This is a genomic window from Haloterrigena salifodinae (assembly GCF_003977755.1).
In the GTDB taxonomy this organism is placed as follows: domain Archaea; phylum Halobacteriota; class Halobacteria; order Halobacteriales; family Natrialbaceae; genus Haloterrigena; species Haloterrigena salifodinae.
Genome location: NZ_RQWN01000002.1, coordinates 950,941 through 972,368, shown reverse-complemented (window position 1 = coordinate 972,368; position 21,428 = coordinate 950,941). Strand labels below are relative to the sequence as shown.

The 21,428-nt window shown below is 64.3% G+C and carries 22 protein-coding genes; 17 read left to right on the top strand and 5 right to left on the bottom strand.

The features are described 5' to 3' along the window. Window positions 1–15: 15 nt before the first annotated feature. Window positions 16–402 (top strand): helix-turn-helix transcriptional regulator, encoded by a 387-nt coding sequence (locus EH209_RS13405; RefSeq protein WP_126663361.1) that lies wholly within the window; start codon window positions 16–18, stop codon window positions 400–402. Window positions 403–716: 314 nt separating this feature from the next. Next, the gene (locus EH209_RS13400; protein WP_008896680.1) at window positions 717–863 is read left to right on the top strand and encodes a DUF1328 family protein; all 147 of its coding nucleotides are present in this window, start codon (window positions 717–719) and stop codon (window positions 861–863) included. A gap of 64 nt (window positions 864–927) precedes the next feature. Here the strand turns inward: EH209_RS13400 and EH209_RS13395 are convergent, their stop codons facing one another. After that, on the bottom strand, window positions 928–1,254 hold the full coding sequence (locus tag EH209_RS13395) for a HalOD1 output domain-containing protein (protein ID WP_008896679.1): 327 nt from the start codon (window positions 1,252–1,254) through the stop codon (window positions 928–930). 672 nt (window positions 1,255–1,926) lie between these two features. Here EH209_RS13395 and EH209_RS13390 point away from each other — a divergent pair. The 10 genes from EH209_RS13390 (at window position 1,927) to EH209_RS13345 (ending at window position 12,707) form a co-directional block, all read left to right on the top strand. Further along, the gene (locus EH209_RS13390; protein WP_008896678.1) at window positions 1,927–2,088 is read left to right on the top strand and encodes a hypothetical protein; all 162 of its coding nucleotides are present in this window, start codon (window positions 1,927–1,929) and stop codon (window positions 2,086–2,088) included. A 229-nt stretch (window positions 2,089–2,317) separates the two neighbouring features. After that, window positions 2,318–2,710: a hypothetical protein gene (locus EH209_RS13385; RefSeq protein ID WP_126663360.1), complete on the top strand. Its 393-nt coding sequence runs from the start codon at window positions 2,318–2,320 to the stop codon at window positions 2,708–2,710. A 162-nt stretch (window positions 2,711–2,872) separates the two neighbouring features. Then, on the top strand, window positions 2,873–4,339 hold the full coding sequence (locus EH209_RS13380) for an SLC13 family permease (protein ID WP_126663359.1): 1,467 nt from the start codon (window positions 2,873–2,875) through the stop codon (window positions 4,337–4,339). A 107-nt stretch (window positions 4,340–4,446) separates the two neighbouring features. Continuing rightward, window positions 4,447–5,097, top strand: coding sequence for a helix-turn-helix domain-containing protein (locus EH209_RS13375; protein ID WP_126663358.1), 651 nt, complete (start codon window positions 4,447–4,449; stop codon window positions 5,095–5,097). A gap of 124 nt (window positions 5,098–5,221) precedes the next feature. Beyond that, on the top strand, window positions 5,222–7,129 hold the full coding sequence (locus EH209_RS13370; protein ID WP_126663357.1) for an ABC transporter substrate-binding protein: 1,908 nt from the start codon (window positions 5,222–5,224) through the stop codon (window positions 7,127–7,129). Continuing rightward, the gene (locus EH209_RS13365; RefSeq protein ID WP_126663356.1) at window positions 7,126–7,320 is read left to right on the top strand and encodes a hypothetical protein; all 195 of its coding nucleotides are present in this window, start codon (window positions 7,126–7,128) and stop codon (window positions 7,318–7,320) included. Before EH209_RS13370 ends, EH209_RS13365 begins: the two co-directional genes overlap by 4 nt. Further along, complete coding sequence (locus EH209_RS13360; RefSeq protein WP_126663355.1) at window positions 7,317–8,312, top strand: ABC transporter permease; 996 nt, start codon at window positions 7,317–7,319, stop codon at window positions 8,310–8,312. The genes EH209_RS13365 and EH209_RS13360 overlap by 4 nt, the downstream gene beginning before the upstream one ends. After that, window positions 8,309–9,229: an ABC transporter permease gene (locus EH209_RS13355; protein WP_126663354.1), complete on the top strand. Its 921-nt coding sequence runs from the start codon at window positions 8,309–8,311 to the stop codon at window positions 9,227–9,229. Before EH209_RS13360 ends, EH209_RS13355 begins: the two co-directional genes overlap by 4 nt. Beyond that, on the top strand, window positions 9,226–11,331 hold the full coding sequence (locus EH209_RS13350; protein ID WP_126663353.1) for a dipeptide ABC transporter ATP-binding protein: 2,106 nt from the start codon (window positions 9,226–9,228) through the stop codon (window positions 11,329–11,331). The genes EH209_RS13355 and EH209_RS13350 overlap by 4 nt, the downstream gene beginning before the upstream one ends. Window positions 11,332–11,336: 5 nt before the next feature. Next, on the top strand, window positions 11,337–12,707 hold the full coding sequence (locus tag EH209_RS13345) for a hemolysin family protein (protein ID WP_126663352.1): 1,371 nt from the start codon (window positions 11,337–11,339) through the stop codon (window positions 12,705–12,707). A gap of 143 nt (window positions 12,708–12,850) precedes the next feature. Here the strand turns inward: EH209_RS13345 and EH209_RS13340 are convergent, their stop codons facing one another. Next, the gene (locus EH209_RS13340; RefSeq protein ID WP_126663606.1) at window positions 12,851–13,567 is read right to left on the bottom strand and encodes a hypothetical protein; all 717 of its coding nucleotides are present in this window, start codon (window positions 13,565–13,567) and stop codon (window positions 12,851–12,853) included. Window positions 13,568–13,966: 399 nt separating this feature from the next. Here EH209_RS13340 and EH209_RS13335 point away from each other — a divergent pair, with 399 nt between their 5' ends. After that, window positions 13,967–14,485 (top strand): hypothetical protein, encoded by a 519-nt coding sequence (locus EH209_RS13335; RefSeq protein WP_211338361.1) that lies wholly within the window; start codon window positions 13,967–13,969, stop codon window positions 14,483–14,485. Between the two features lie 257 nt (window positions 14,486–14,742). Here the strand turns inward: EH209_RS13335 and EH209_RS13330 are convergent, their stop codons facing one another. Continuing rightward, the gene (locus EH209_RS13330) at window positions 14,743–16,416 is read right to left on the bottom strand and encodes a choice-of-anchor D domain-containing protein (protein WP_126663350.1); all 1,674 of its coding nucleotides are present in this window, start codon (window positions 16,414–16,416) and stop codon (window positions 14,743–14,745) included. Between the two features lie 317 nt (window positions 16,417–16,733). On the opposite strand from EH209_RS13330, the gene EH209_RS24085 reads away from it, so the two are divergent. Then, window positions 16,734–16,910 carry a DUF7331 family protein gene (locus EH209_RS24085; protein ID WP_164722045.1) on the top strand — a complete coding sequence of 59 codons (177 nt, stop codon included), beginning with the start codon at window positions 16,734–16,736 and terminating at the stop codon, window positions 16,908–16,910. A gap of 253 nt (window positions 16,911–17,163) precedes the next feature. Here the strand turns inward: EH209_RS24085 and EH209_RS24080 are convergent, their stop codons facing one another. Continuing rightward, window positions 17,164–17,328 (bottom strand): hypothetical protein, encoded by a 165-nt coding sequence (locus tag EH209_RS24080; protein ID WP_164722044.1) that lies wholly within the window; start codon window positions 17,326–17,328, stop codon window positions 17,164–17,166. A 196-nt stretch (window positions 17,329–17,524) separates the two neighbouring features. On the opposite strand from EH209_RS24080, the gene EH209_RS13325 reads away from it, so the two are divergent. From EH209_RS13325 to EH209_RS13315, 3 genes are all read left to right on the top strand, one after another. After that, window positions 17,525–17,785, top strand: coding sequence for a DUF7123 family protein (locus EH209_RS13325; RefSeq protein WP_126663349.1), 261 nt, complete (start codon window positions 17,525–17,527; stop codon window positions 17,783–17,785). A gap of 218 nt (window positions 17,786–18,003) precedes the next feature. Next, window positions 18,004–19,605, top strand: coding sequence for a bacterio-opsin activator domain-containing protein (locus tag EH209_RS13320; protein WP_126663348.1), 1,602 nt, complete (start codon window positions 18,004–18,006; stop codon window positions 19,603–19,605). After that, window positions 19,602–20,780 (top strand): sensor histidine kinase, encoded by a 1,179-nt coding sequence (locus EH209_RS13315; protein ID WP_126663347.1) that lies wholly within the window; start codon window positions 19,602–19,604, stop codon window positions 20,778–20,780. Before EH209_RS13320 ends, EH209_RS13315 begins: the two co-directional genes overlap by 4 nt. A 16-nt stretch (window positions 20,781–20,796) precedes the next feature. On the opposite strand, the gene EH209_RS13310 is transcribed toward EH209_RS13315, so the two are convergent. Then, a complete protein-coding gene (locus EH209_RS13310; RefSeq protein WP_126663346.1) occupies window positions 20,797–21,369 on the bottom strand; it encodes a response regulator in 573 nt (190 codons plus the stop codon). Window positions 21,370–21,428: the final 59 nt, after the last annotated feature.

The window sequence follows — 21,428 nt, the reverse complement described above, 5'->3', positions numbered from 1 at the left end:
GGAGGGTGATCACGGATGGTATTCAACGAACTCTGGACCCAGCTTTCGTCGCTCTGGTCGAGCGGTTCGACAGACGAGACGGAAGACGGCGAGACGACGGGCGAGGAACCGGACGACAGCGAGGACGAAACACTGAGCTACGCCGAGGAGATCGAGTACGGGGTCGACGAACACGACCTCCCCGACGAGGACAAAATCCTCAGACTGCTCGTCAAACGCGGCGGCCGCGTCGATCGGTCGACCGTCCGTCAGGAGACCGGCTGGTCGGAAGACCGCCTCAAGGAGGTCATCGACCGCATGGAAGACGAAGGGCAAGTCAGCGCGATCACTGTCGGTCGCAAACGGGTCGTCTGCCGGCGCGGGTTCGAGCCGAAGGGGTATCGATCCCACCTCAACGAGTAACGGATCGACGCGGACGCGTTCGGGACGCCGGGGCAATTTCGACGGGGCCGAGGTCGACGGTATTCGCGTTCTCGAGGACTGATTTTCCACTGTTGTGTCTGCGTTCCGGACTCGAGCGTCGGCTGTCGCGGCGCCGGCACGCTAGCCACGTCGCCCACTATTCGGAACGCTCGACTCGAGTCGGATCCGCCTGTAAGTCGAGTCGACCGGACGGTTGCGGCGGTCGACAAGAGATTCGCCGTGACGGCGCAACCCCGGTGTGGACGGCGTATGAAGGCCGAATCAGTATCCGTCTGACAGTCGTCTCTAGAGTCATGTTAGAACTCGCACTGCTGTTCTTCGTGATCGCGATCATCGCCGGTGCGCTCGGTGCGGGCGGCGTCGCCGGACTGTCGATGGCCATCGCGAAGTGGCTCGTGATAGTGTTCGTCGTTCTCGCGGTCGTCTCGCTGTTGCTGTGACCGCGGGGGTAACAGGGGAATCGATTGCGACCGGCGTGACCGGTCGATAGCGGGCGATCGACGCTTATCCGTAGGCCGGCGGCGACGAGGAACGCCGAAGCGCCAGATCGTCCCGACAGAGAACGCCGTCGACGAAGAGCCGACCGTCGCTGGTGAGTGTCACCTCGTGGTCGGCGATTTCGAACGTGAACTCCCAGCTACCGCCGTCGTGAGCGGCGAGTTCGATCAGGACGGCCGGGTTGATGTACTCGTAAAGCGTGTACTCGACTTCGTCTAGATCGAGGCGATCCGCGGTGGCCAGCGCCTGGACGACGTCCACGATGATCTCGTCTTCCGTTCGACGGGAGGGCGGGTCCCGGTGGGACTGGGACCGCGATCGGCGGTTATCCATCGTCGACGCCCCGCTCTGAACGTGCACACACCTGTACGGCGATGCTCGCGCCGACGGCCAACGGGCGTTGAACGGGGCGACCCCGACGGACGGATCGCCGGTCGGGACTTGAGGCATCGCGTGCGAGAGACTGCCGTGCGTTCCGTCCGCGTCGACCGAACCGCGACGCTGCGATAGCCGAACTCCGGTACGCCACCCGCGTGGAACCCCACCACTGGTCGATCATCGTCACGTGTGGCCCGTCCAGCGGACCAATAATAAATAGGTTGTCACTAAATTCAACAGAACGGATTTCTGGGGTTCTGTACGGCGGTCCTGATCGAATTGCTGCGTCGATAGTATCGGCATTCGATACCGTCTGCAGTCCCATAACGTGTCGAACCCGACGGTTCGATCTGCGACCGCGACGGCGCCGCGGTGGCACGAACCGCTATCGGGCGACACGAGACCACTGGCCGAGATTTGCGTTCGAAGCGGTCGGAACGGCAACACCCCTTATTATCTTCTTCTACTCGCCGAAACAATCTCTAGGGTAACTCGTTCGACGATCTCCGTTGAATTCCGACGAGACCACTTATATTTCGCTGTGGTTTTCCAAGTAGTAAGGTTAATTCATCCGATCTTCGTTCTCTCGTTTCGGGGATGGCTCACAAGGACGATGTAACGCGGGTTATGGCAGTGTGTGAAGAGTGCGGATCCGTCTACGCGGCTCGAGAGTGGCCCGACGGGACGGTTCGCGTCATCGGTCAAGAGGGGTGCTCCTGTGGCGCAACGAGCTTCGAGGTCGCCGACGACTCCGAGGGAGGATCGCCGCCCGATCCCAGCACCGACTGACGACTGCGAGCGGGGGCACGGCGCAGATCGAACCGCCATCGGGCCCGATCGACGTCGTATCGGCCACATACTGTTGTGGGGACCGCAGCTGGCCCGCCACCGTCGATGCGGCCGTCGCCGACCGACGGCCGCGACTGGGACCGACGCGAGTCGCGTAACGTGGAAGACTTGGTCGTCCAGTCACAACCATAGCTAAGATGCATTCACACGACCACGTGAGGTGGGGACGGTGATCCTCGATGATTCCGAGCGACCGGCGGCGGAGTACGAGGCGCTGGCCGACGCCCTCGAGGCGTTGCGCGAGGAGATCGCGACCGAACAGCTCCGGGACTCGCAACTCGAGGGGCTGTTCGACGAGGCGACCACGAACAACCCCAACATCTGGAACACGGTGACGGCCTTTATCGACGTCGAGGACGGCGAGGCCGTGGTCACCGAGGAGTCGAAGCTCGCGCAAGGGAGTTGGGCGCCCGAGATCGTCGACGGCTGCGACGCCATGCTGACCGTCGATATCAACTACGGCCAGATGCCCGACGAGTTCAAATACACCGTCACGAAGAAACTCGACGAGAAGATCGAGCAGGCGCGGGCGGAAGCCGAGCGGGCTCGAGACGAGTCGTGACGGCGCGGTAGCGATCGGGGGTCGGCTCCCCGCGACTCGCTCGCGGTGATCGGATCCGCTCCGCCACGGTAACGACTCGTTTCTATCGGCAACGCTGTCCTGCACTCGTTCTCGACTGCGCTGTCACCAGATTCTTCACCGGGAACGCCGACGATGGCGGTAATGGCTGATCGGGACGGCGCGCGGGCAGAGACGGAGACGAAGACGACGCTTCCATCGCGGCAATCCCTGGGGCTGCTCGCGGCCGTTACCGTCCTCGCGGTCGGGACGATGGTTCCTCCGCCGGCGGCGGTGACCGTCGCGGGACAACGCGCGCTGGCGGTCTTCGCGTCGGCGCTCGTCCTGTGGCTGACGCGGCCGGTGCCGTACGTCGTCTCGAGCGTGCTCAGCGTCACGTTACTGTTCGCGCTGGGGACGGTCGAGTCGTTCGACGCGGCCGCGACGGGCTTTACGTCGACGCTCGTGTTCTTCCTGCTCCTCCTGTTGTTGCTCGGCGACGCGACGACGAGTGTCGGTCTCGATCGACGATTGGCACGCCGACTGCTGACGGCGGAGAGTACGCCGCGGCGCGCGCTGCGCTCCGTCGCCGGGAGCGTCCTCGCGCTGGCGCTGGTGATGCCGTCGGCGATGGCGCGCGCGGTAACGTTCATCCCGATCGTGAAGCGGCTCGCGGCCGCGTTCGGCTCGGGCGACGACGGCTTCGAAACCGGGGCGTTTCTCGTCCTCGGTCACGTCAACCCGATCGCCTCGATGGCGCTGATGACCGGCGGCGGCATGGCGCTGGTCACCTCCGAGATTATCGCGACCTCGGTGCGGCCGATCACCTGGGTCGACTGGGCCGTGTTGATGCTGCCGCCGACGATCGCCCTGTACGCGGCGGCGACGCTCTGTGCGGGTCTGTTCGCGGCGGTCGACGGCGAGACGACGCTCGGCGCGACCGCCGGGGCGCGACTCGAGGCGGACGGAGAGGGGCCCGCACCCGAGGCCGACGGCGACGACCCGTCCTCGCTGACTCGAGACCAGCGTCTCGTCGGACTCGTCCTCCTGGGCGCCATCGCGGGCTGGATCGGCGGCTCGTTCGTCGGGATCCCCACGGTGCTCCCGGCGGTCGCCGCGGTCGTCGCGCTCTCGCTGCCCCAGGTCGGCGTCATCACGGCCGACGATATCGCCGGGGTGAACTGGGGGATCATCTTCCTCGTCGGCGCGATGTTATCGATCCTCGACGCGCTGGAGACGACCGGCGCCATCGTGGCGATCGTCGACGTCCTCGCGCGATGGATTCCGTTCGCAGCGCTCGCCCAGTGGCAGCTCGTCGCGGTGTTGCTCGGTCTCGCCGTCGGGATCCGAATCTTGTTCTCGACCGGCTCGGCGGCGATCGTGGTCGCGCTCCCGATCGTCCTCGAACTCGCGGCGGTCTTCGACGTCAACCGACTGTATCTGGCGCTGACCGTCTTGTTGGTCGTCGGCTCGACGACGATCCTCCCGTTCAACACGACCGCGGTGCTGGTGTCGATGGATCGCGGACCGCTGTCACACCGCGACGTCGCCTCCTTTGGCCTCGTGACGATGGTGCTCGCCGTCGGCGTCGCCGGCGTGTCGTGGCTCGTTTACTGGCCGTTAGTGGGCTGACAACCGATCGCGATAAGCGTGAGGTATATATGAACGGGTCGGACTCTTCCCCGTAGGGAGGGTCGCCAATTCTACGCATCGAGTTCACGACGGCGCCGACGGGCGTGATGGCAAAGCTCCAGCGGGAGCTGGACGACGTCCGAAGCATCGAACTCGACAACGCGTTCTACGTCGAAGACGGCACGTGGATCGAGTCCCTGACCGTCACGTCGAACGCCGCCTTCGATCCGGACGCCGTCGTCGAGGAGATTTCCGGCGTGTCGCTGTTCTACGACAGCGAGATTCCGACCGCGTCGGACGACCTCGAGATTCGCCGGCTGACGATCCTGGCCAACGAATCGTACCCGTTCATCCTGAGTCTCGTCCTGCGACAGGAGGCGATTCCGAACCGGATCGTCCTCCAGAACGACGATTTCGAGGCCGTGGTGACGACCCGCGACTGGGATCAGTTCCGGGCGATGGCCGACGAGGTCCAGGAGACGCTCGGCGAGTTCGAACTGCTGTCGGTCACCCAAAACGAGGACCCCGGCGAACCGCTCGACAGCGGACGATTAACGGAAGTCCTCGTCTCGAAGCTCACCGACGAGCAGTTGGCGGTCCTCGAGACGGCCTACGAGAACGGCTACTTCGACATCCCGCGAGAGACGTCGGCGACCGAACTCGCCGACGAGCTCGAGATCGCACAGTCGACGGCGAGCGAACGACTGCGGACCGCGGAGCGAACCCTCCTCGAACTCATCTACGGTCCGCGGGAGTGAGGACGACTCTGGTGTCCCCGAACTGACAAGATGTGTTGAAACATCCACCACGTCTTAAAGAATGATAGCTATCGTCGCCGATAGGGAGTAAAGCGAACCTAGTCACTCCGTAACGTGGGGGTGGATGAGCGAAGAAAATCATGATAGATCGCGCTCCGAGGGTGGCGCCCGACTCACGCGACGCGGCTACGTCGCTACGGCCGCCGCGGCGCTCGGGACGAGCGTGCTCGCGGGCTGTAGCGGCAGTCGCGGCACCAGCCTCGAGCCGGACGTCCCCGACGGAGTGCCGGAAACGGTCGAGACGCAGTACTGGCGCGAATGGGAGACGATCGACGCCGACTCGCCGCCGCTTGACTACAGCGCGACGGCGGGCGCGGTGCTCGATCGGTTCCCCGTCGAGTTCTCGAGCGAGGACGATCCGTGGATGCGCGAGCACGCGTTGATGGTCAAGCAAGGGCTCGACGATTTGGGCATCGCCGTCGAACTCAACGACCGTCCGCTGAACCAGCTCTACGCCCAGAGCTGGGAAGCGCGCGGACTCGAAGCGATCATGTCGATGAGTACGCACGGGCCCGACCCGCAGCGGGGACTCGATCCCAACCCGCTGTTAATGCGCCGGACCGAGGGCTCGCTCTCGAACTACGATAATTACTACCACCCGGAGCTCCAGAAGGTGCTCACCGAACAGGCCCAGACGACCGACCGGGCTAAGCGAGAGGAACTGGTCGATCGAGCGCAGGAGATTTTCGCCGAGGACGTCGGGGCGCTCATCACGCTCTTTCCGGACATCATCACGGCAGTGAACACGGAGCGGTGGAGCGGCTACGTGGAGACGCCGGGCAACGGCCCGACGATGGACTCGTTCGTCTGGACGGAGGTTAACCTCCAACCCGAGACGGACAACCGGACCTACGTCAAGGGCGTCACCACGTCGATGAACTCGCTGAACCTGCCGTGGGCCGCCGGCGGCGCGGAGGCCAATCGACTCACGTTCATCTACGACGGATTGTTCGACGCGACGCCCGATTTGGACGTGGTCCCCGCACTGGCGACCGGCGGCGGTTTCGTCGACGATACGACCGTGGAACTCGCGCTGCGCGAGGGCGTCGAGTGGCACGACGGCGAGCCGTTCACCGCCGAGGACGTGAAGTTCACCGTCGAACTGTACAAGGAGTACTCCTCGACGAGCCAAGTGCCGTTCTACGAGCCGATCGAGTCCGTCGAGGTGCTCGGCGATCACGAGGTACGATTCAACCTGTCGAACCCCGACGCCTCGTTCATGACCCAGCGGGTCGTCCGGAGCGTCATCCTCCCGAAACACCGGTGGGAGGACGTCGACAACCCGTCCCAGCACAACCCGGACGCCCCCGTCGGCACCGGTCCCTTCCAGTTCGAAGACTGGGAGCAGGGGACCCGGTTCGAGGCCTCGCGCAACGAGGGCCACTGGATGTTCGACGACGACTGGCGGGCCGACGCGCTGGGCGACCAGGCCGAACGCGGCCCCGGCGTCGAGAGCGTCATCTGGATCAACGTGAGCAACGTCGACGCGCTGATCGGTTCGCTCCAGAGCGGATCGATCGACGCCATCGGGACGACGCTCTCGACCCTGCAGGCCGACCGCGCGGCCGAGACCGACGGGATCGAGCAGCTGTCGACCGGGAGCTACGCGCCGCTCGATACGAAGCTCATGTTCTCCTGTCCGCCGATCCGAGACAAGGAGTTCCGCGTCGCGCTGGCGAAGTCGGTCGACTCGCAGGGGTTCGTCGACGACTTCCTGTACGGACAGGCGACGGTCCCGAGCGGCGAGAACCCGATCTCGCCGCTCACCCAGTGGCACAACTCCGAGACGACCCACTACAGCTACGACGTCGAAGAAGCGCGAACCGTCCTCGAGCGAGCGGGTTACACCTGGGACGACGACGGCAACCTGCGGTTCCCCAACGGCGAGGCGTGGGGCGCGTTCGTCGAACGGCTCCAGCCCGGGAACACCAACAAACGCCGCACGGAACTCGGCCAGTCCGACTTCTCATGAGCAGCCAGAACCCAATGTACCACACCACCGACCGACACCCGCGTCCGTCGCGGGAACGGACCCGATTCGAGGCGAACCGACACCCCGACCGCGCCGCCGCTCGAACCGAGCGCGCGTCCCTCGAGCACGGCGACGCCGGCGCGAGAAAGCGGCCGGCGACCGACCGCGATACCGCGGGTGAGTGCCGATGAGCAAATTCCAGCGGTTCCTGCTCAAGCGGCTCGCGATCTCCGTCCTGCTGACGCTGGTCGCGGTCTCGGTCATCTTCGTCGTCCTCCGGCTGCTGCCAGGGAGCCCCTTCGAGGCGCTCGTCACCTCGGGGAACCTCAACCAGGAGCAGATCGACGAGATCCGGGCGATGTACGGCCTCGATCAGTCGATCTGGGTCCAGTACGTCAACTACCTCGGGAGCCTGCTGACCTTCCAGTTCGGCTACTCCATCCTGCGGAGCCAGCCGGTCTGGGACGTCCTCGAGCCGCGGCTGATCAACTCGCTGATCCTGCTGGTGCCCGCGCTGGTGACGACGGCGATCCTGAGTTCGGTACTGGGCATGTACGCCGGCTGGAACCGGGGCAGCCGCCTCGAGAAGTTCAGCATCGTCTCGACGACGCTGCTGCGCTCGACGCCGGTGTTCATCACGGCGATCTTCTTCATCATCGTCTTCGCGTACAACCTGGAGATCGTCCCCGCGCTCGGGATGCGCTCGATCCGGGCGACGCCGGACGGTTACATCGAGACGTTCGGCTCGCTCGACTTCCTTCACCACTACATCCTCCCGTTTACCATCGCCGTCCTCTACTACAGCGGCGACTTCCTGTTGCTGGCCCGTAACGGCGTCGTCGAGAAGCGCGGCTCGGAGTTCCTCAAGCTCCACCGGGCGAAGGGACTCACCGAGATGGAGCAGTTGGCCCGCGCGGGTCGGAACTCGATGCTGCCCATCCTGACCTACTTCACGCTGCGGCTGGGGATGATCTTCCAAGGACTGATCCTGCTCGAGGTGGTCTTCAGTTGGCCCGGTATCGGCCGCGAACTCGTCCTGGCCATCCAGCAGCAGGACTACCCGCTGGTCCAGGCCGCGGTCTTCATCATGGCGCTTGCGGTTATCCTGGCGAATCTGCTTGCGGACGTCCTCTACGCGTACTTCGATCCGACCGTCTCGACGAGCGGAGGTGGAACCGCATGAGCACCGAAACGAAACCCAAGGCGGAGTTGTACAAGCGAGTCGACGCACTGTGGACGACCGTCCGCGATCAGTTCGCGTTCCTGCGACAGGACCCGATGGCCTTCGCCGGCATGCTCGTCGTCGCGGCGTTCGTCTTCCTCGGGCTGTTCGGGCCGTACCTGGCCCCGCACGACCCGATCGAACACACCGTCCGCGGCGACGGCGGCTCCGTGCTCCGGCTCGCCGCCCCGAGCGCTGACGCGTTCTTCGGAACGACGGCCTACGGGAAGGACGTGCTGAGCCAGTTCCTCGCTGGCGCGCGGCCGACGCTCATCGTCGGCCTGTTCGGCGGACTGGGTACGGGCGCGCTCGGCTTCAGCGTCGGCGTCGTCAGCGGCTACTACGGCGGCTGGGTCGACGAACTCCTGATGCGTCTGACCGACCTGACGTTCTCACTGCCGTTCATGCCCATGGCGTTGCTGCTGCTGACGTTCATGACGCCGAACATCTGGCTGATCACGGCGATCATCGCCGCCTTCCTCTGGAAGATGCCGGCGCGGGTCGTGCGTTCGGAGGTGCTGTCGGTCCGCGAGCGGACGTTCGTCAAGTCCGCTCGAGCCAGCGGCGCGAGCGACCTGCGGACGATGCTGTACCACGTCGCGCCGAACGTCCTGCCGATCGGCTTCCTCTACACCGCCTACGGCGTCGCCTGGGCGATCGCCGCACAGGCGAGTCTCGCCTTCCTCGGCTTCGGCGATCCGACGATGACCAGCTGGGGCCGGATGCTCCGGCAGGTGTTCGCGTCGGGTAACATGCGCGTCGCGTGGTGGTGGGTGCTCCCACCGGCCGTCGGTATCGCCGCGATAACCACCTCGGTGTTCCTCATCGGCCGAGCCTACGAGGAAGTCATCAACCCCGAAATCCAGACCGACCAATGACGCTACTCAACGTCGAAGACCTGACAGTCACGTACGCGACCGACGACGAACCAGTCCACGCCGTCAACGACGTCTCCTTCACCATCGACGAGGGCGTCAACTACGGCCTCGCCGGCGAATCCGGCTCCGGGAAGTCCACCGCCGCTGAGGCGCTGCTGGGGCTGCTCCCCGGCAACGGCACCGTCGAGAGCGGGACGATCGAGTTCAAGGGAACGGACCTCACGACGCTCTCGGACGCCGAGCGCCGGGATATCCTCTGGGAGGATATCGCCTACATCCCACAGAGCGCGATGGACTCGCTCGATCCGGTGATGTCGACCGGGGACCAGATCGCCCAGGCGATCCACACCCACCGCAACGTCACGGACGCGAAAGCGCGCGATCGCGTCCGCGAACTGTTCGAGATCGTCGGCCTCGACCCCGACCGGATCGACGACTACCCCCACGAGTTCTCCGGCGGGATGCGCCAGCGGGTCACCATCGCGATGGCCCTGGCCCTCGAGCCCGACCTCATCATCGCCGACGAGCCGACGACTGGGCTGGACGTCATCGTCCAGGACAAGATCATCGACAAGATCCTCGAGATCCAAGAACGGATGGACAGCTCGCTGCTCCTGATCACCCACGAGATCGGTGTCATCGCCGAGACCTGCGACGAGCTGTCGATCCTCTACGGCGGGAAGGTAATGGAACAGGGCAGCGTCGACAACGTGCTCGTCAACCCGACCAATCCCTACACGATGGGGCTGAAGAACTCCTTCCCGGAGATCGGCGAAGGGGACGAGGACCCCGTCGCGATCCCTGGCTCGCCGCCGAACCTGAACCAGGAGCCGACGGCCTGCGTGTTTCGGGACCGATGTCCGTTCGCTACCGACGAGTGCGGGGAGTCCCATCCGGACTTGGTCGACCTCCCCAACCGGAACCACCGCTCGGCCTGCCACCGCGTCAAGGAGGCGGCCCAACTCAGACAGGACGCCGACGAGCCGGAGACGTGGGGCATCCCCGACGACGTCGACGCCGACTCCGAGCGCGGCGAAGTTATCCTCGAGACCGACGACCTGGAGAAACACTACGAACAGAGTCAGCCGCTGCTGGACAAGTTCCGCGGCGCGGACCCCGACCGCGTGAAGGCGGTCGACGGCGTCTCGCTGTCGGTCCGGCGCTCGGAGGTGCTCGGCGTCGCCGGCGAGTCCGGCTGCGGGAAGTCGACACTCGGCGAGACGATGGCCCTCCTCGAGGAGCCGACCGGCGGCGACCTGACGTTCGATGGGGAACCCTACGAGTACTACCAAGACGGCAACCTCACGGAGTTCCGACGGAAGGTCCAGATCGTCTTCCAGGACCCCTTCGACTCGCTGAACCCGCGCCAGACCGTCCGCAAGCTCGTCGGCGAGCCGCTGACGATCCACGACTACCGCACCGACGAGAAGGAGCGGGCTATCGTCGAGACGCTCGAGAAGGTGGGGCTGACCCCCGCCGAAACGTTCCTCGACAAGTACCCCCACGAGCTCTCCGGCGGGCAGCGCCAGCGCGTGGCGGTCGCCAAGGCACTCGTGTTGGATCCCGACTTCCTGATCTGCGACGAGCCGGCGTCGATGCTGGACGTCTCGCTGAAGGTCAACCTGCTGAATCTGCTGCGCGGGCTGGCCGACGCCGAGGATATCGGGATCGTCTACATCTCTCACGACCTCGCGAGCCTGATGCAGGTCTCGGATCGGCTGGCCATCATGTACCTCGGGCGAGTCATCGAAGAGGGCGACGTCGACCGCGTCGCGGCCCAACCCGAGCATCCGTACACCGCGTCGCTGCTGTCGGCCGCGCCGGAGAAGGACCCGACCGCGGATCGGACTCGCGTCTTGCTCGACGGCGAGCCGCCGGACCCGGTCGACCTCCCCTCGGGCTGTGCGTTCGCCCCGCGCTGTCCGAAGGCTCAGGAGTCGTGCCGGGAGGCCGAACCGGCTATCGACGAGACCGGCGACGAGACCCACCGGGCGGCGTGTTACTTCCCGGAGAGCGAGGACGGACCGGCCGCGTCGGAGGCGGCCGCGCTGGACGACGACGAGTTCCCGGCCTCGGCGAACACCGACTCGGTGGGTGACTGAGTAGTATGTCCGGCCTCGAGGCGACCGCGGTACTGGCCGACGTCGCTCGCCCGATAGCCGCATCGGGAGCCGTCGGTCTCGAGCCGTCGACGACCCTCGTGGCCGCCGCCGGCAGCGCGGCGCTGCTGGTGTTGCTGGTCCTGTCGGGGTTTTTCTCCTCGGCCGAGATTGCGATGTTCTCGCTGGCCCACCACCGCATCGAAGCGCTCGTCGAGGACGGGGCGCCCGGCGCCGAGACCGTCCAAGCGCTGAAGGACGACCCCCACCGCCTGCTGGTGACGATCCTCGTCGGGAACAACCTCGTCAACATCGCGATGTCGTCGATCGCGACGGGACTGTTCGCGATGTACACGAGCCAGGGGCGGGCGATGCTGGCGGCGACGTTCGGCGTGACGGCCGTCGTCCTGCTGTTCGGCGAGAGCGCCCCGAAGTCCTACGCCATCGAAAACACCGAATCGTGGGCGCTGTCGGTCGCTCGCCCGCTCAAATACTCCGAGTACGCGCTGTTCCCGCTCGTGGTCACGTTCGACGCGCTGACACGGGTGCTCAACCGCCTGACCGGCGGCACGGCCGTCGAAGAGTCGTACGTCACCCGCGAGGAGATTCGGGAGTTGATCCGGACCGGCGAGAGCGAAGGGGTCATCGAGGCCGACGAGCGCGAGATGCTCCAGCGCGTGTTCCGGTTCAACGACACCATCGCCAAAGAGGTGATGACGCCGCGATTGGACGTCACTGCCGTCGATCGAGAAGCGACCGTCGACGAAGCCGTCGCGAAGTGCGTCGAGAGCGGCCACACCCGCCTGCCGGTCTACGACGACGATCTCGACACCGTTGTCGGCGTCGTCGCGCTCGGCGACCTCGTCGGTGGTCGCGAGTCGGCCGATGACGGCTCGCTCAAGGCCCATGTCGAGGAGACGCTGCACGTCCCCGAGAGCAAGCAGGTCGACGAGCTGTTCCGCGAGATGCGCCGCGAGCGCGTCGAACAGGTTGTCGTCATCGACGAGTTCGGGACGACGGAGGGGATCGTCACCACCGAGGACATCGTCGAGGCGGTCGTCGGCGAGATCCTCGACACTCAGGAGGCGGAACCGATCGAAACCGTCAACGACCGAACCGTCCGCGTCGACGGCGAGGTGAACGTCGAGGACGTCAACGACGTCACCGGCGTCGAGTTCCCCGAGGGCGAGGAGTTCGAAACGATCGCCGGCTTCGTCTTCAACCGCGCCGGCCGACTAGTCGAGCCCGGCGAGACGTTCGCCTACGACGGCGCCGAACTGACCGTCGAACGCGTCGACGACACGCGCATCAGGCGGGTGCGCATCAGCGAGTCAGAGCCGTCGACGGCGTCGGACTCCGGCGTCGCCGCCTCGAGCTAGCAGTCGATTCTATCCGGCGGCGTTGGAGGTAGGCGCTCTATTCGGTTGCATTGGAAGAGACGGTTGCGGCTGACCGATCGGCCGTCTATCCAAGGATTACGACAGAACGATGAGGATATCGGACGGAAGATGGAATCGACCGCTCAGACCCAGCCCCACCGCATGTAGACCATGACGACGATGATCGCCAGCTGGAACCCGCCCTGGACCGCGCTGAGTTTCGCGTTGCGCATCCCGTAGTAGCTGATCACGTCCGGGTCGGGGTCGGCCGAGACCATCTCGAGGTAGATCCGCGCCTCGCCGGGCAGGAGCACGCCGAAGCCGAGCACGGTGAGGACGGTGACAATCGCGAGCGCGACCATGATCGACGGGCTCGTCGGTTCGAACTCGGGCAGCGTCGTGACGAGGGAGGCGACGTGGACGACCGCGGCGACGCCGAAGACGGTCAGCCAGCGGCGGTCGCGAAGGGCGTCGAACTGGTGGCCAATCAGGAGGAGTGCCGGGAGGACCGACGCCGTCGAGAACAGCGCAATCCACGGGTTGGCGGGGGCAAACATCCCCATTCGTATGGCCAGCGTGATCCCGCCGAAGATCGTCACGACGGCAAGGGTCGGCATCAGAAACGTCATCTTCGGCGTGAACCGCTCGAAGACGCTCGCCCGTTCCGAGGTCTCGAGGCCTCCGAGGACCGGCCCGAGCACGAGCGCCATGAACAGGTCGATGCCCGTCCAGAGAACGCCCGCCATGACGTGGACGTAGGTGTGGTGCTCGAGGGTCCCGAACTGAGTGGCATAGACGAGCGCCGCGATCGGGACGAGGACCGCGCCGACGGCGAACGCCGGATTCGCTCGGTGTCCCATTCCTCTGACCGTCCCGTTGACCGTTGCTCCCATACCGTCTCGAAGTGTTTGGGAACTGCATAAAATTGATCGCCACGGCCTCCGATTTTCCGCTCGTTTCTCACCGTGGACCTCGAGTTCGACAGTCGACGGTAAGGGGTTGTATCGAGAATCCACTCACTGATGAGGGCGTTGTCTTCTGGGGATAATCTCTACCCACGATAGCAGAAAACGGGCGCTACGATAGCGGCTGCACACTATCGGAGAGCCGTTCGAGTAATTCACGCTCAGTCATCTTCCAATAGGTTGAACAGTAATTCGAACATATGGTATCGTTCTCGTGAATAAATATTTCACAAAGCACATTACTACTGGCTTCTCCGCATGAATATGGATTATTCACGAAGGAAGGTATTAGGGATGAGTACTATCAGTCTCAGCGGGGTCGCAGGATGTCTTAGTAGCGATGAGACCGCTGATAGTACTGGAACTGATGAAACTAGCGAGTCGTCAAATTCGGATGCCGACGACGACGGTATTCTAGATGCAAACGACGACTATCCCAACGACCCCGACTTGAGTCAAAAAGAAACGAAGTCAGATACCCGAAAAATCGAGGAAGACGAATGGATCTATTACGAGTTCGATTTCGATGGCAGCGGGTTCATCGAATACGATTTCATCGTTCGCGAGGGACCGGAGATCGACGTCATTTTCATGGCCGAATCCGAGTACACCTACTTTACTAACGAGAGCCGGTTTTCGTACAAGTCGGCACTCAGTGCGTTTGAGAGCGCTGGAACAACAGTCAGTGGCACGGTCACAGAGGGGTCCTACCGACTGATACTGGACAATTCGAATCTCGGAGAGGCATCCCCACCAACTAATTTTAGCAACGATGTCGTTACTGTCGAGTTCGACTTAGAGATTGGACGATAAGACTCCCGAGAGGCCATGAAATTCGAGAGCAGGAGATAGCAGTCGGGAATCGTACAGTCTCGTACTCCTCGATGGCACCTTCATGGGCCTCGGCGTCATCGTTCGCGAAGACTCCGCGTCGCTCCTCGAGGGCACCGAGGGACTCGCCCAACCCGTCGAGATGGAACGCCTCGATGAACAGACCGACAGAATGTAGTTCCGCACACGGGATATCCGCTGGCCGTCGAGGGAATCTCGGGGTTTAACGCAGCGGTGATTCACGCGGGTGAGAGCGCCGTGAACACCAGATCAGTTAGCGCATCCGCAGATCCGTGGACCGTGATATTGCCGACTAGGTGATTGTTAACATACAGCTCGTAAGTTCCGGGGTTGTCGAATGACTCTGTGAGGGTCGTCTGGCGGCTTCCGGTTGCCGCGATCGACAGTTCCCGCTGGTCGACGACGGTATTGTTACGGATGAGTCGTACGGTGTATGTGCCGTCAGCGCCGCCGACGTTGGTGACGCGTACCACGACATCGATGCTTTCGCCAGCGCTGATCTCCGTGACGCTCACGGCCGCGTCGTCGATGCGGAAGTTCGCCTGTTTGATCCCGGTCGCGAAGTCCAACAGTCCCGGCGACTCCGTTTCGAAGAAGTAGTGCGTCCGACTCTCGTCTACGAGCGTCGTCGGAAGCTCGATCCACTGACCGTTTTGATGCGTGTACAGGGCCACGTCGTCCGGTGCCTCGTCTCCGGCCAGTTGATCCTGCCTCACGCGGAAGGTGATGGTGACGTCCCGAAGGTCCTCGTTCGCGATGGTACTGTCCATCGAGACGAACGCCACCTCCTCGGTTCCGTCGGCGGGTTCGAACGCAGGCGCCCCTTCGAACTGCGCGTCCCGTTTCGTGACGTTGATCGAGAACTCTCCGCCCTGCTCGGGGGTGTACGAGAGTGCGTCGATCGCGACGGTATCGTCTCGAGTGGCCGGCCACGAGATGTTGAGCGACTGCGTCGTGTTCGGCTCCGCGTCGACGACGGATGCGTTCACGTGCGTCCGGTCCGTTTTGATGTGCGACGGCGAGACGCGGGCCACCGTCGGCGTGTTGGTGAGCCACAGGTTTCGCTGCGGCTGCTCGGGGTCGTCGCTCAGGATGTGCATCGTCGCGAACCGCGCCGCCGGTTCCGACTGCGTAAATCGCACGGGAACCTCCCGACTCTGTCCCGGTTCGATCGTGAACGGACCGCTAGCCGCCGGTTCGAAGGCGGCTCGATCGGGACCGACGATTCGTAACGCGTCGACCGTCAGCGGTGCAGTCCCGTTGTTCGTGAGGGTGAACGTCTCCGCAACCGTCTGGTCTGTCACGTTCGCGAACCGGAGCTGCTCCCGGTCGACTTCGATGTCCGGTGTGACGCCGGTCCCGGTCAGATCGGCGGTCGCGAGCGGTCCGGTAGCTTGCTCGAGCCGAAGCGTCGCGCGATGAGTGCCGTCGCGGTCGGGGCTGAAGACGACCGTTACGTGCTCCGTTTCGCCGGATTCGATCGACGAGACGGGGTCGTCGGTGACGGTGAAGGCGCCGGCGTCGTCCCCCTCGATCGTGGCGTCGGTCACCGTCACGGGATCCGGCCCAATATTGCGGATTGGCACTTCGCGAGTCGCGTTCGATCCGACTGCGGTCCGGCCGAAATCCGCCGTCTGGGCGGTACCGAACGCGACGCGTGCAGCGTTCGAACCCGGTTCGAGTGCGTTCGCTTCGCCGGCGCCATCGACTCGAGCGGCACCGGAATCGCACGCACACTGCCTCTGTGCGCTGTCGATCGACGGTTCGCTCGGCGCGGCACCGGCTGCACCGTCGGCCGCCCAGACGACGCCGCCGGTCAACGCACCCGTCACCGAAAGGACGGTGAGACACACCAACAGCCTCCTCGAACGGTTCCCGATCGTCGTGCTCATTGTTAACTTGCCCCTTGACCGGGGCTACGATCAGCCGATTATTAGATGAAGGGGTGTGCTCGAGCGATTACAATTCAGTATCTCGATGACAGTATTGGCGAGAGACGGAATCGGTCGTGGACGCTGTCGGATTGGTGTCGGCGTCTCGAGGCGTGCACCGAGGCTAGAGACGACTCCGTACAGCAATTTCTCCGGCGGAAACGTGCGGTCGAGTCGATAGTGCTAGCTGTCTAGAGCGGGTCGCGAGATCGCGCACTCGGCTATTTAGCTAGGTACGCTTCGGTAACGGAGGTCCATCGTCCAATTGGAGAACGACAATGACCGACACCACCGACACCTGCGACCCCGACGAATTCGAGAGCGAGCCAGTATTGTCGATCCCGGCGACGCACAGTGCGATCGAGTTTCGCGACGAGATGCTCGTCTACGATCGCAACGACCCCGACCGGTGGGTGCAGTCGACGGAGAGCATCTCCCTGAAGGAGTTTCGGTGAGAACCGACGCCGGCGAACGACATCGGCGTCCCCGCACCTGAGCGGCGCCTTCTCGGCACCGATTGGCACGGAGTTGGTCGGAGAAACCGACATCGTCGGTAGTCTGCGTATCACGTGAATAGTCTCGAGGGCCAGCAGGACGGAGCGTGAGCAACATCGGCGTTCGCCAAGCTCTCCGTGGGTATCGGACGATCGGAATACTGGTGGTTTCGGACGTTACAGTCGATCACCGATTCGCTGCGAAAGATGTCGATTACCGAGAGGCCGGGACGGCGTGCGTCGACTGGATCCACGCCTGGTCGTTCTCCATGTCCTGAATGACGGACACCGATTCGTCATCCATCGTGTACTCGATGTAGCGGTACTGTTCGAAGGGGTCGTGCTCTGTGGCCGAAGCGGTCGAATCGTGTTCGGTCATTGGTGGTCCCTCGTAACTACACGTGGTGCTACGGAGTGGAGCCTCGAGGAATCAGCCGCTTAGTATCCAAACAAACGGTCGCATCCGGACCCCTAGCTATTGAGCGTGGAGCGGCGAGCGGCAATTGGAATACTAAGACGGGGTCCCTTCGGAGACGCCAGCCGTCCGATCGTACGCAAACGGGTGAACCGAGACCATGAGCAAATCCGACACGTCCGATTCGACCGCAACCCGGACCGCGGCCGCGCTGAGCGACAAACAGCGTCGCATCCTTCGGTACCTCCGCGAGCAGAGCCAGACGAACACCTACTTCAAGTCCCGTCACATCGGCGACGACCTGGGCTTGAGCGCGAAGGAAGTCGGCGTGAATATGCCGGCGCTCGTCGACGGCGAGTTCGACGTGACCGTCGAGAAGTGGGGCTACTCCAGTTCGACGACATGGAAGGTGACGAACTGACCGCATTGCACGACGCTCCGGCCACGCGCACCCTCGTTTCTCTCGACGACCGATCCATCTGGGCCCGTATCGGTTGCGCCCAGCGAACAGTGGCGACGAGCCGTCCCGTTTGACGACCGACTCCCGGCGAACGTCCTCATCGACTCGAGGCGTCGTTCGCCTCCTCTCCCACCGCCAGCGTAGAAAGATTCACGTACAACAGTGTGATATCGACTAGCATGCATAGGGTCCTCGACGGGGTCACCGACGGCGTGCTCGTCGTCGACACCGACTGGCAGATTACGACGGCTAACGCTGTCGCGGCGGACCTGCTCGAGCGAGAGCGCGACACCCTCGTTGGGACCGATATCAGGGACGTGTTCCCGCGATCGTTCGCGGCGACGTTTCACGAGCACTTCGGCGGCGACGATCCGGAGCCGGCCGAGATCTCCTTCGAGGAGTACTTCCCGGAGCTAGACGTCTGGCTTCGCGTTCGGACGACGACGATCGGAGAGCGACTCGTGGTCTACTACCGAGACGTGACCGACCGGAAAGCCCTCGAGGGCGACCTCGAGGATCGGGAGGCGGAACTGGCCCGCCTCGAGCGGATCAACAACATCGTCCAGAAGATCATTCGGGACCTCGTCGGGGCCACGACCCGGGAGGAAGTCGAGGAACTGGTCTGTAAGCGGCTCGCGGAGACCGACCTGTACGAGTTTACGGTGATCGGCGAGCGAGAGATGACGGGTGAGCAGCTCGTCTGTCGAACCGCGGCCGGCGAGCACGACGGAATTCTCGAGCTGATCGTCGAGAGCGGTGCCGACGCCGACGGCTCGAGGGGGCCGGAGTTCGCGACGATGGAGACGGGGGAAACGCGAGTCGTCCGCCATCTCGTCGACGACAAGTCGGTTCCCGAACCGGTCCGCCGAGAAGCGTTCGCTCGCGGATTGCAGTCGAGCATCGTCGTCCCGCTCCGGTACGGGAACACCACCTACGGGGTGTTGAGCGTCTACGCACTCGATCCGGACGCCTTCAGCGAGCGCGAACGGGAGAGCCTGGAAACGCTCGGCGTAACCACCGGGTTCGTCATCAACGCGACTCGCCAGCGTAATCTGTTGCTCTCGGATACGGTCATCGAACTCACGTTCCGTATCACCGACGCCTTCTTTGCGACGGCGTCCGCGCAACTCGATTGCGAACTCGCGGTCGAAGGCATCGTCCCGTTGGACGCTGCATCGTTACTCTGCTACGTTCGCGTCGACGGTGCCGAACCCGATGTGCTCCTCGAACTGGCCGACGATCGATCCGACGTCGACGCCGGTCGCGTGATCCACGAGTCCGCTACCGAGACCGGCGGCTTCACCGAGGTTACGGTGTCCGGACGGTCGCCGATCGTCACGTTAGCCACGTACGGCGCAACCGTCAGAACGGCGAAGTTCGATCACGGAACCGGGCTGATCGTCGCAGAAGTAGCGCCCAGCAGCGACATTCGAGAAGTCGTCGAAGCCGTCGGCGAGCGGTTTCCCAGATCGGAACTACTGTCGAAACTCGACCGCGAACGACCGATCGAAACGGTACAGGAGTTCCGGAGCGGGCTCCACGAACGCCTGACCGAGCGCCAGCGAAACACCCTCCAGATGGCGTACTACGGCGGGTACTTCGAATCACCGCGAGACAGCACCGCCGAGGAGCTCGCCGAGACGCTCGGAATAAGTTCGCCGACGCTTCACTATCATCTGCGAGCGGGGCAGCGGAAACTCCTCAACGCCTTCTTCGACGACGACGCGGAGTACGAACGGCCGGTCGCGGTCGACGACCACCAACCGAGGCGAAACGAATGACCGGTCGCAGCAACCGGCGGGACGGGTGCCCCTTCGAACGGCGACGCGACGACCAGTCCGCCCCGCTCGTCGCCGACGGCGGACCGACGCGACGCCTCTTTCGGCGTTTCCCCGACCCGCTCCTCTACTACGAGGTGGAGGGAGGAACCGCCGTAGTGCGCGCGGTCAATCCCGCGTTCGAGACGGCCTTCGAGGTCGGCGAAGCGGCGATCAGGGACGCGCCCCTCCGTGAACGACTGCTTCCCGGACCGACCGACCGTGACTCCGGTCCGCGCTGGGAACTGGCGACCGCCGCGGGAAACGCGACGCGACCGTCCGAGGGAGACGAACCGGACGCAGACGCGACCGGAGCGGCGATCCTCGAACAACTCAATGCGGGCGAACGCGTCACCGTCGAGATTCGCCGCGGAACCGACGACGAGCGGCGGTACTTCCGTCTCGAGGCCATCCCGCCTCCGGACGAGGACGGAGACGGGGGGAGGGACGCCGGCGGCTACGTCGTCTACACGACCGTGACGGAGTTACGCCGGCGCGTCGACCGCGTGATGACACGCGCCGACCGGCTCGAGCGAGTCGTCACCGTCGCGGCGCACGATCTCAGAAACCCGCTGGAGGTCGCGAAAATCCGCCTCGAGGCGGCTCGCGATACGGGCGAGGACGTTCACTTCGAGAAAGTCGAGGGCGCGCTCGATCGGATCGAGCGGCTGATTCGGGACGCGCTCTCGGTCGGCGGGACGGAGATCGAACCGAGCGGTAGCGTGGCCGTCGGCGATATCGCCGAAACGGCGTGGGAGACCGTCGAAACGGCCGACGCCGCGCTCGTTATCGAGGCCGACCTCTCGACGCTCGAGGCCGACGCCGAGAGGCTCCAGCGGGTCTTCGAGAACGTGTTCCGAAACGCGGTCGAACACGGCGGTCGGGATGCGACCGTGACGGTCGGCGGCCTGGACGGCGGGTTCTACGTCGCCGACGACGGGCCGGGCGTTCCCCCCGCGGAGCGCGAGCGAGTGTTCGAACCCGGTTACTCGAGTGAAGACGGTACCACCGGATTGGGACTGGCTATCGTCCGCCAACTCGTCGAAGACCACGGCTGGAACGTGACGCTCACGGCCAGCGACGCCGGGGGCGCGCGCTTCGAATTTCGCGGGGTCGAGACCGACGAGAGAGCGACATAGACGGCTGCCGCGATGGCTACCCTTCGCCCCGATTGATCGCGGTGAACGTCTCGACCATTCGCTCGAAATCCTCCCGCGGCACCTCCAGCCCCTCGCGAAGTTTCGCGACCCGACGTTGCATGCGGACGTACTCGCTCGACTCCTCGAGCTGTTCGGGCGTGTGTTCGGCCTCGAGCACCGAGAGTTTCGCCGTGAGGCTGAAGAACTCTGAGAGCGGATCGTCGTAAGACGCGGCGGTCGCCTGTTGTTCGACTGCCGCGAAGAGATCGTCCTTCTCGATCGGCTTACACAGGTAGTCGTCGAACGGCATATCGACGATATCGAACCCGGGATTCACGGCCGTTACCATGATGACCTGGCAGTCGTGTCCCCGATCGCGGATCTCCGTTAACACCTTGTCGCCGGAGAACGGCATCCGTCGATCCAGCAGTACCACGTCGACGGTCTCGTCCATCTCCTGGAGGCATTCCTCGCCTCCGTACGCCGTCCGGACGTCGTCGTACCGCCGCCGAAGACGAAGCGCGTACGCGTCCGCCACCTCGCGCTCGTCGTCGACGACGAGCAGTGTCGGGCTCTGGTCGTGGTCCATGCTAACGAATGTCCTAGAGAAGTTCGCCTGTGACCGAGTTATAGCTTTCGTGCGCGGCC

Excerpts from the sequence above, each read along its gene's own strand:
- EH209_RS13405 (WP_126663361.1), top strand. The coding sequence starts at position 16 with ATGGTATTCAACGAACTCTGGACCCAGCTTTCGTCGCTCTGGTCGAGC.
- EH209_RS13400 (WP_008896680.1), top strand. The coding sequence starts at position 717 with ATGTTAGAACTCGCACTGCTGTTCTTCGTGATCGCGATCATCGCCGGT.
- EH209_RS13395 (WP_008896679.1), bottom strand. The coding sequence starts at position 1,254 with ATGGATAACCGCCGATCGCGGTCCCAGTCCCACCGGGACCCGCCCTCC.
- EH209_RS13390 (WP_008896678.1), top strand. The coding sequence starts at position 1,927 with ATGGCAGTGTGTGAAGAGTGCGGATCCGTCTACGCGGCTCGAGAGTGG.
- EH209_RS13380 (WP_126663359.1), top strand. The coding sequence starts at position 2,873 with ATGGCTGATCGGGACGGCGCGCGGGCAGAGACGGAGACGAAGACGACG.
- EH209_RS13375 (WP_126663358.1), top strand. The coding sequence starts at position 4,447 with ATGGCAAAGCTCCAGCGGGAGCTGGACGACGTCCGAAGCATCGAACTC.
- EH209_RS13370 (WP_126663357.1), top strand. The coding sequence starts at position 5,222 with ATGAGCGAAGAAAATCATGATAGATCGCGCTCCGAGGGTGGCGCCCGA.
- EH209_RS13365 (WP_126663356.1), top strand. The coding sequence starts at position 7,126 with ATGAGCAGCCAGAACCCAATGTACCACACCACCGACCGACACCCGCGT.
- EH209_RS13360 (WP_126663355.1), top strand. The coding sequence starts at position 7,317 with ATGAGCAAATTCCAGCGGTTCCTGCTCAAGCGGCTCGCGATCTCCGTC.
- EH209_RS13355 (WP_126663354.1), top strand. The coding sequence starts at position 8,309 with ATGAGCACCGAAACGAAACCCAAGGCGGAGTTGTACAAGCGAGTCGAC.
- EH209_RS13350 (WP_126663353.1), top strand. The coding sequence starts at position 9,226 with ATGACGCTACTCAACGTCGAAGACCTGACAGTCACGTACGCGACCGAC.
- EH209_RS13345 (WP_126663352.1), top strand. The coding sequence starts at position 11,337 with ATGTCCGGCCTCGAGGCGACCGCGGTACTGGCCGACGTCGCTCGCCCG.
- EH209_RS13340 (WP_126663606.1), bottom strand. The coding sequence starts at position 13,567 with ATGGGACACCGAGCGAATCCGGCGTTCGCCGTCGGCGCGGTCCTCGTC.
- EH209_RS13335 (WP_211338361.1), top strand. The coding sequence starts at position 13,967 with ATGAGTACTATCAGTCTCAGCGGGGTCGCAGGATGTCTTAGTAGCGAT.
- EH209_RS13330 (WP_126663350.1), bottom strand. The coding sequence starts at position 16,416 with ATGAGCACGACGATCGGGAACCGTTCGAGGAGGCTGTTGGTGTGTCTC.
- EH209_RS24085 (WP_164722045.1), top strand. The coding sequence starts at position 16,734 with ATGACCGACACCACCGACACCTGCGACCCCGACGAATTCGAGAGCGAG.
- EH209_RS24080 (WP_164722044.1), bottom strand. The coding sequence starts at position 17,328 with ATGACCGAACACGATTCGACCGCTTCGGCCACAGAGCACGACCCCTTC.
- EH209_RS13325 (WP_126663349.1), top strand. The coding sequence starts at position 17,525 with ATGAGCAAATCCGACACGTCCGATTCGACCGCAACCCGGACCGCGGCC.
- EH209_RS13320 (WP_126663348.1), top strand. The coding sequence starts at position 18,004 with ATGCATAGGGTCCTCGACGGGGTCACCGACGGCGTGCTCGTCGTCGAC.
- EH209_RS13315 (WP_126663347.1), top strand. The coding sequence starts at position 19,602 with ATGACCGGTCGCAGCAACCGGCGGGACGGGTGCCCCTTCGAACGGCGA.
- EH209_RS13310 (WP_126663346.1), bottom strand. The coding sequence starts at position 21,369 with ATGGACCACGACCAGAGCCCGACACTGCTCGTCGTCGACGACGAGCGC.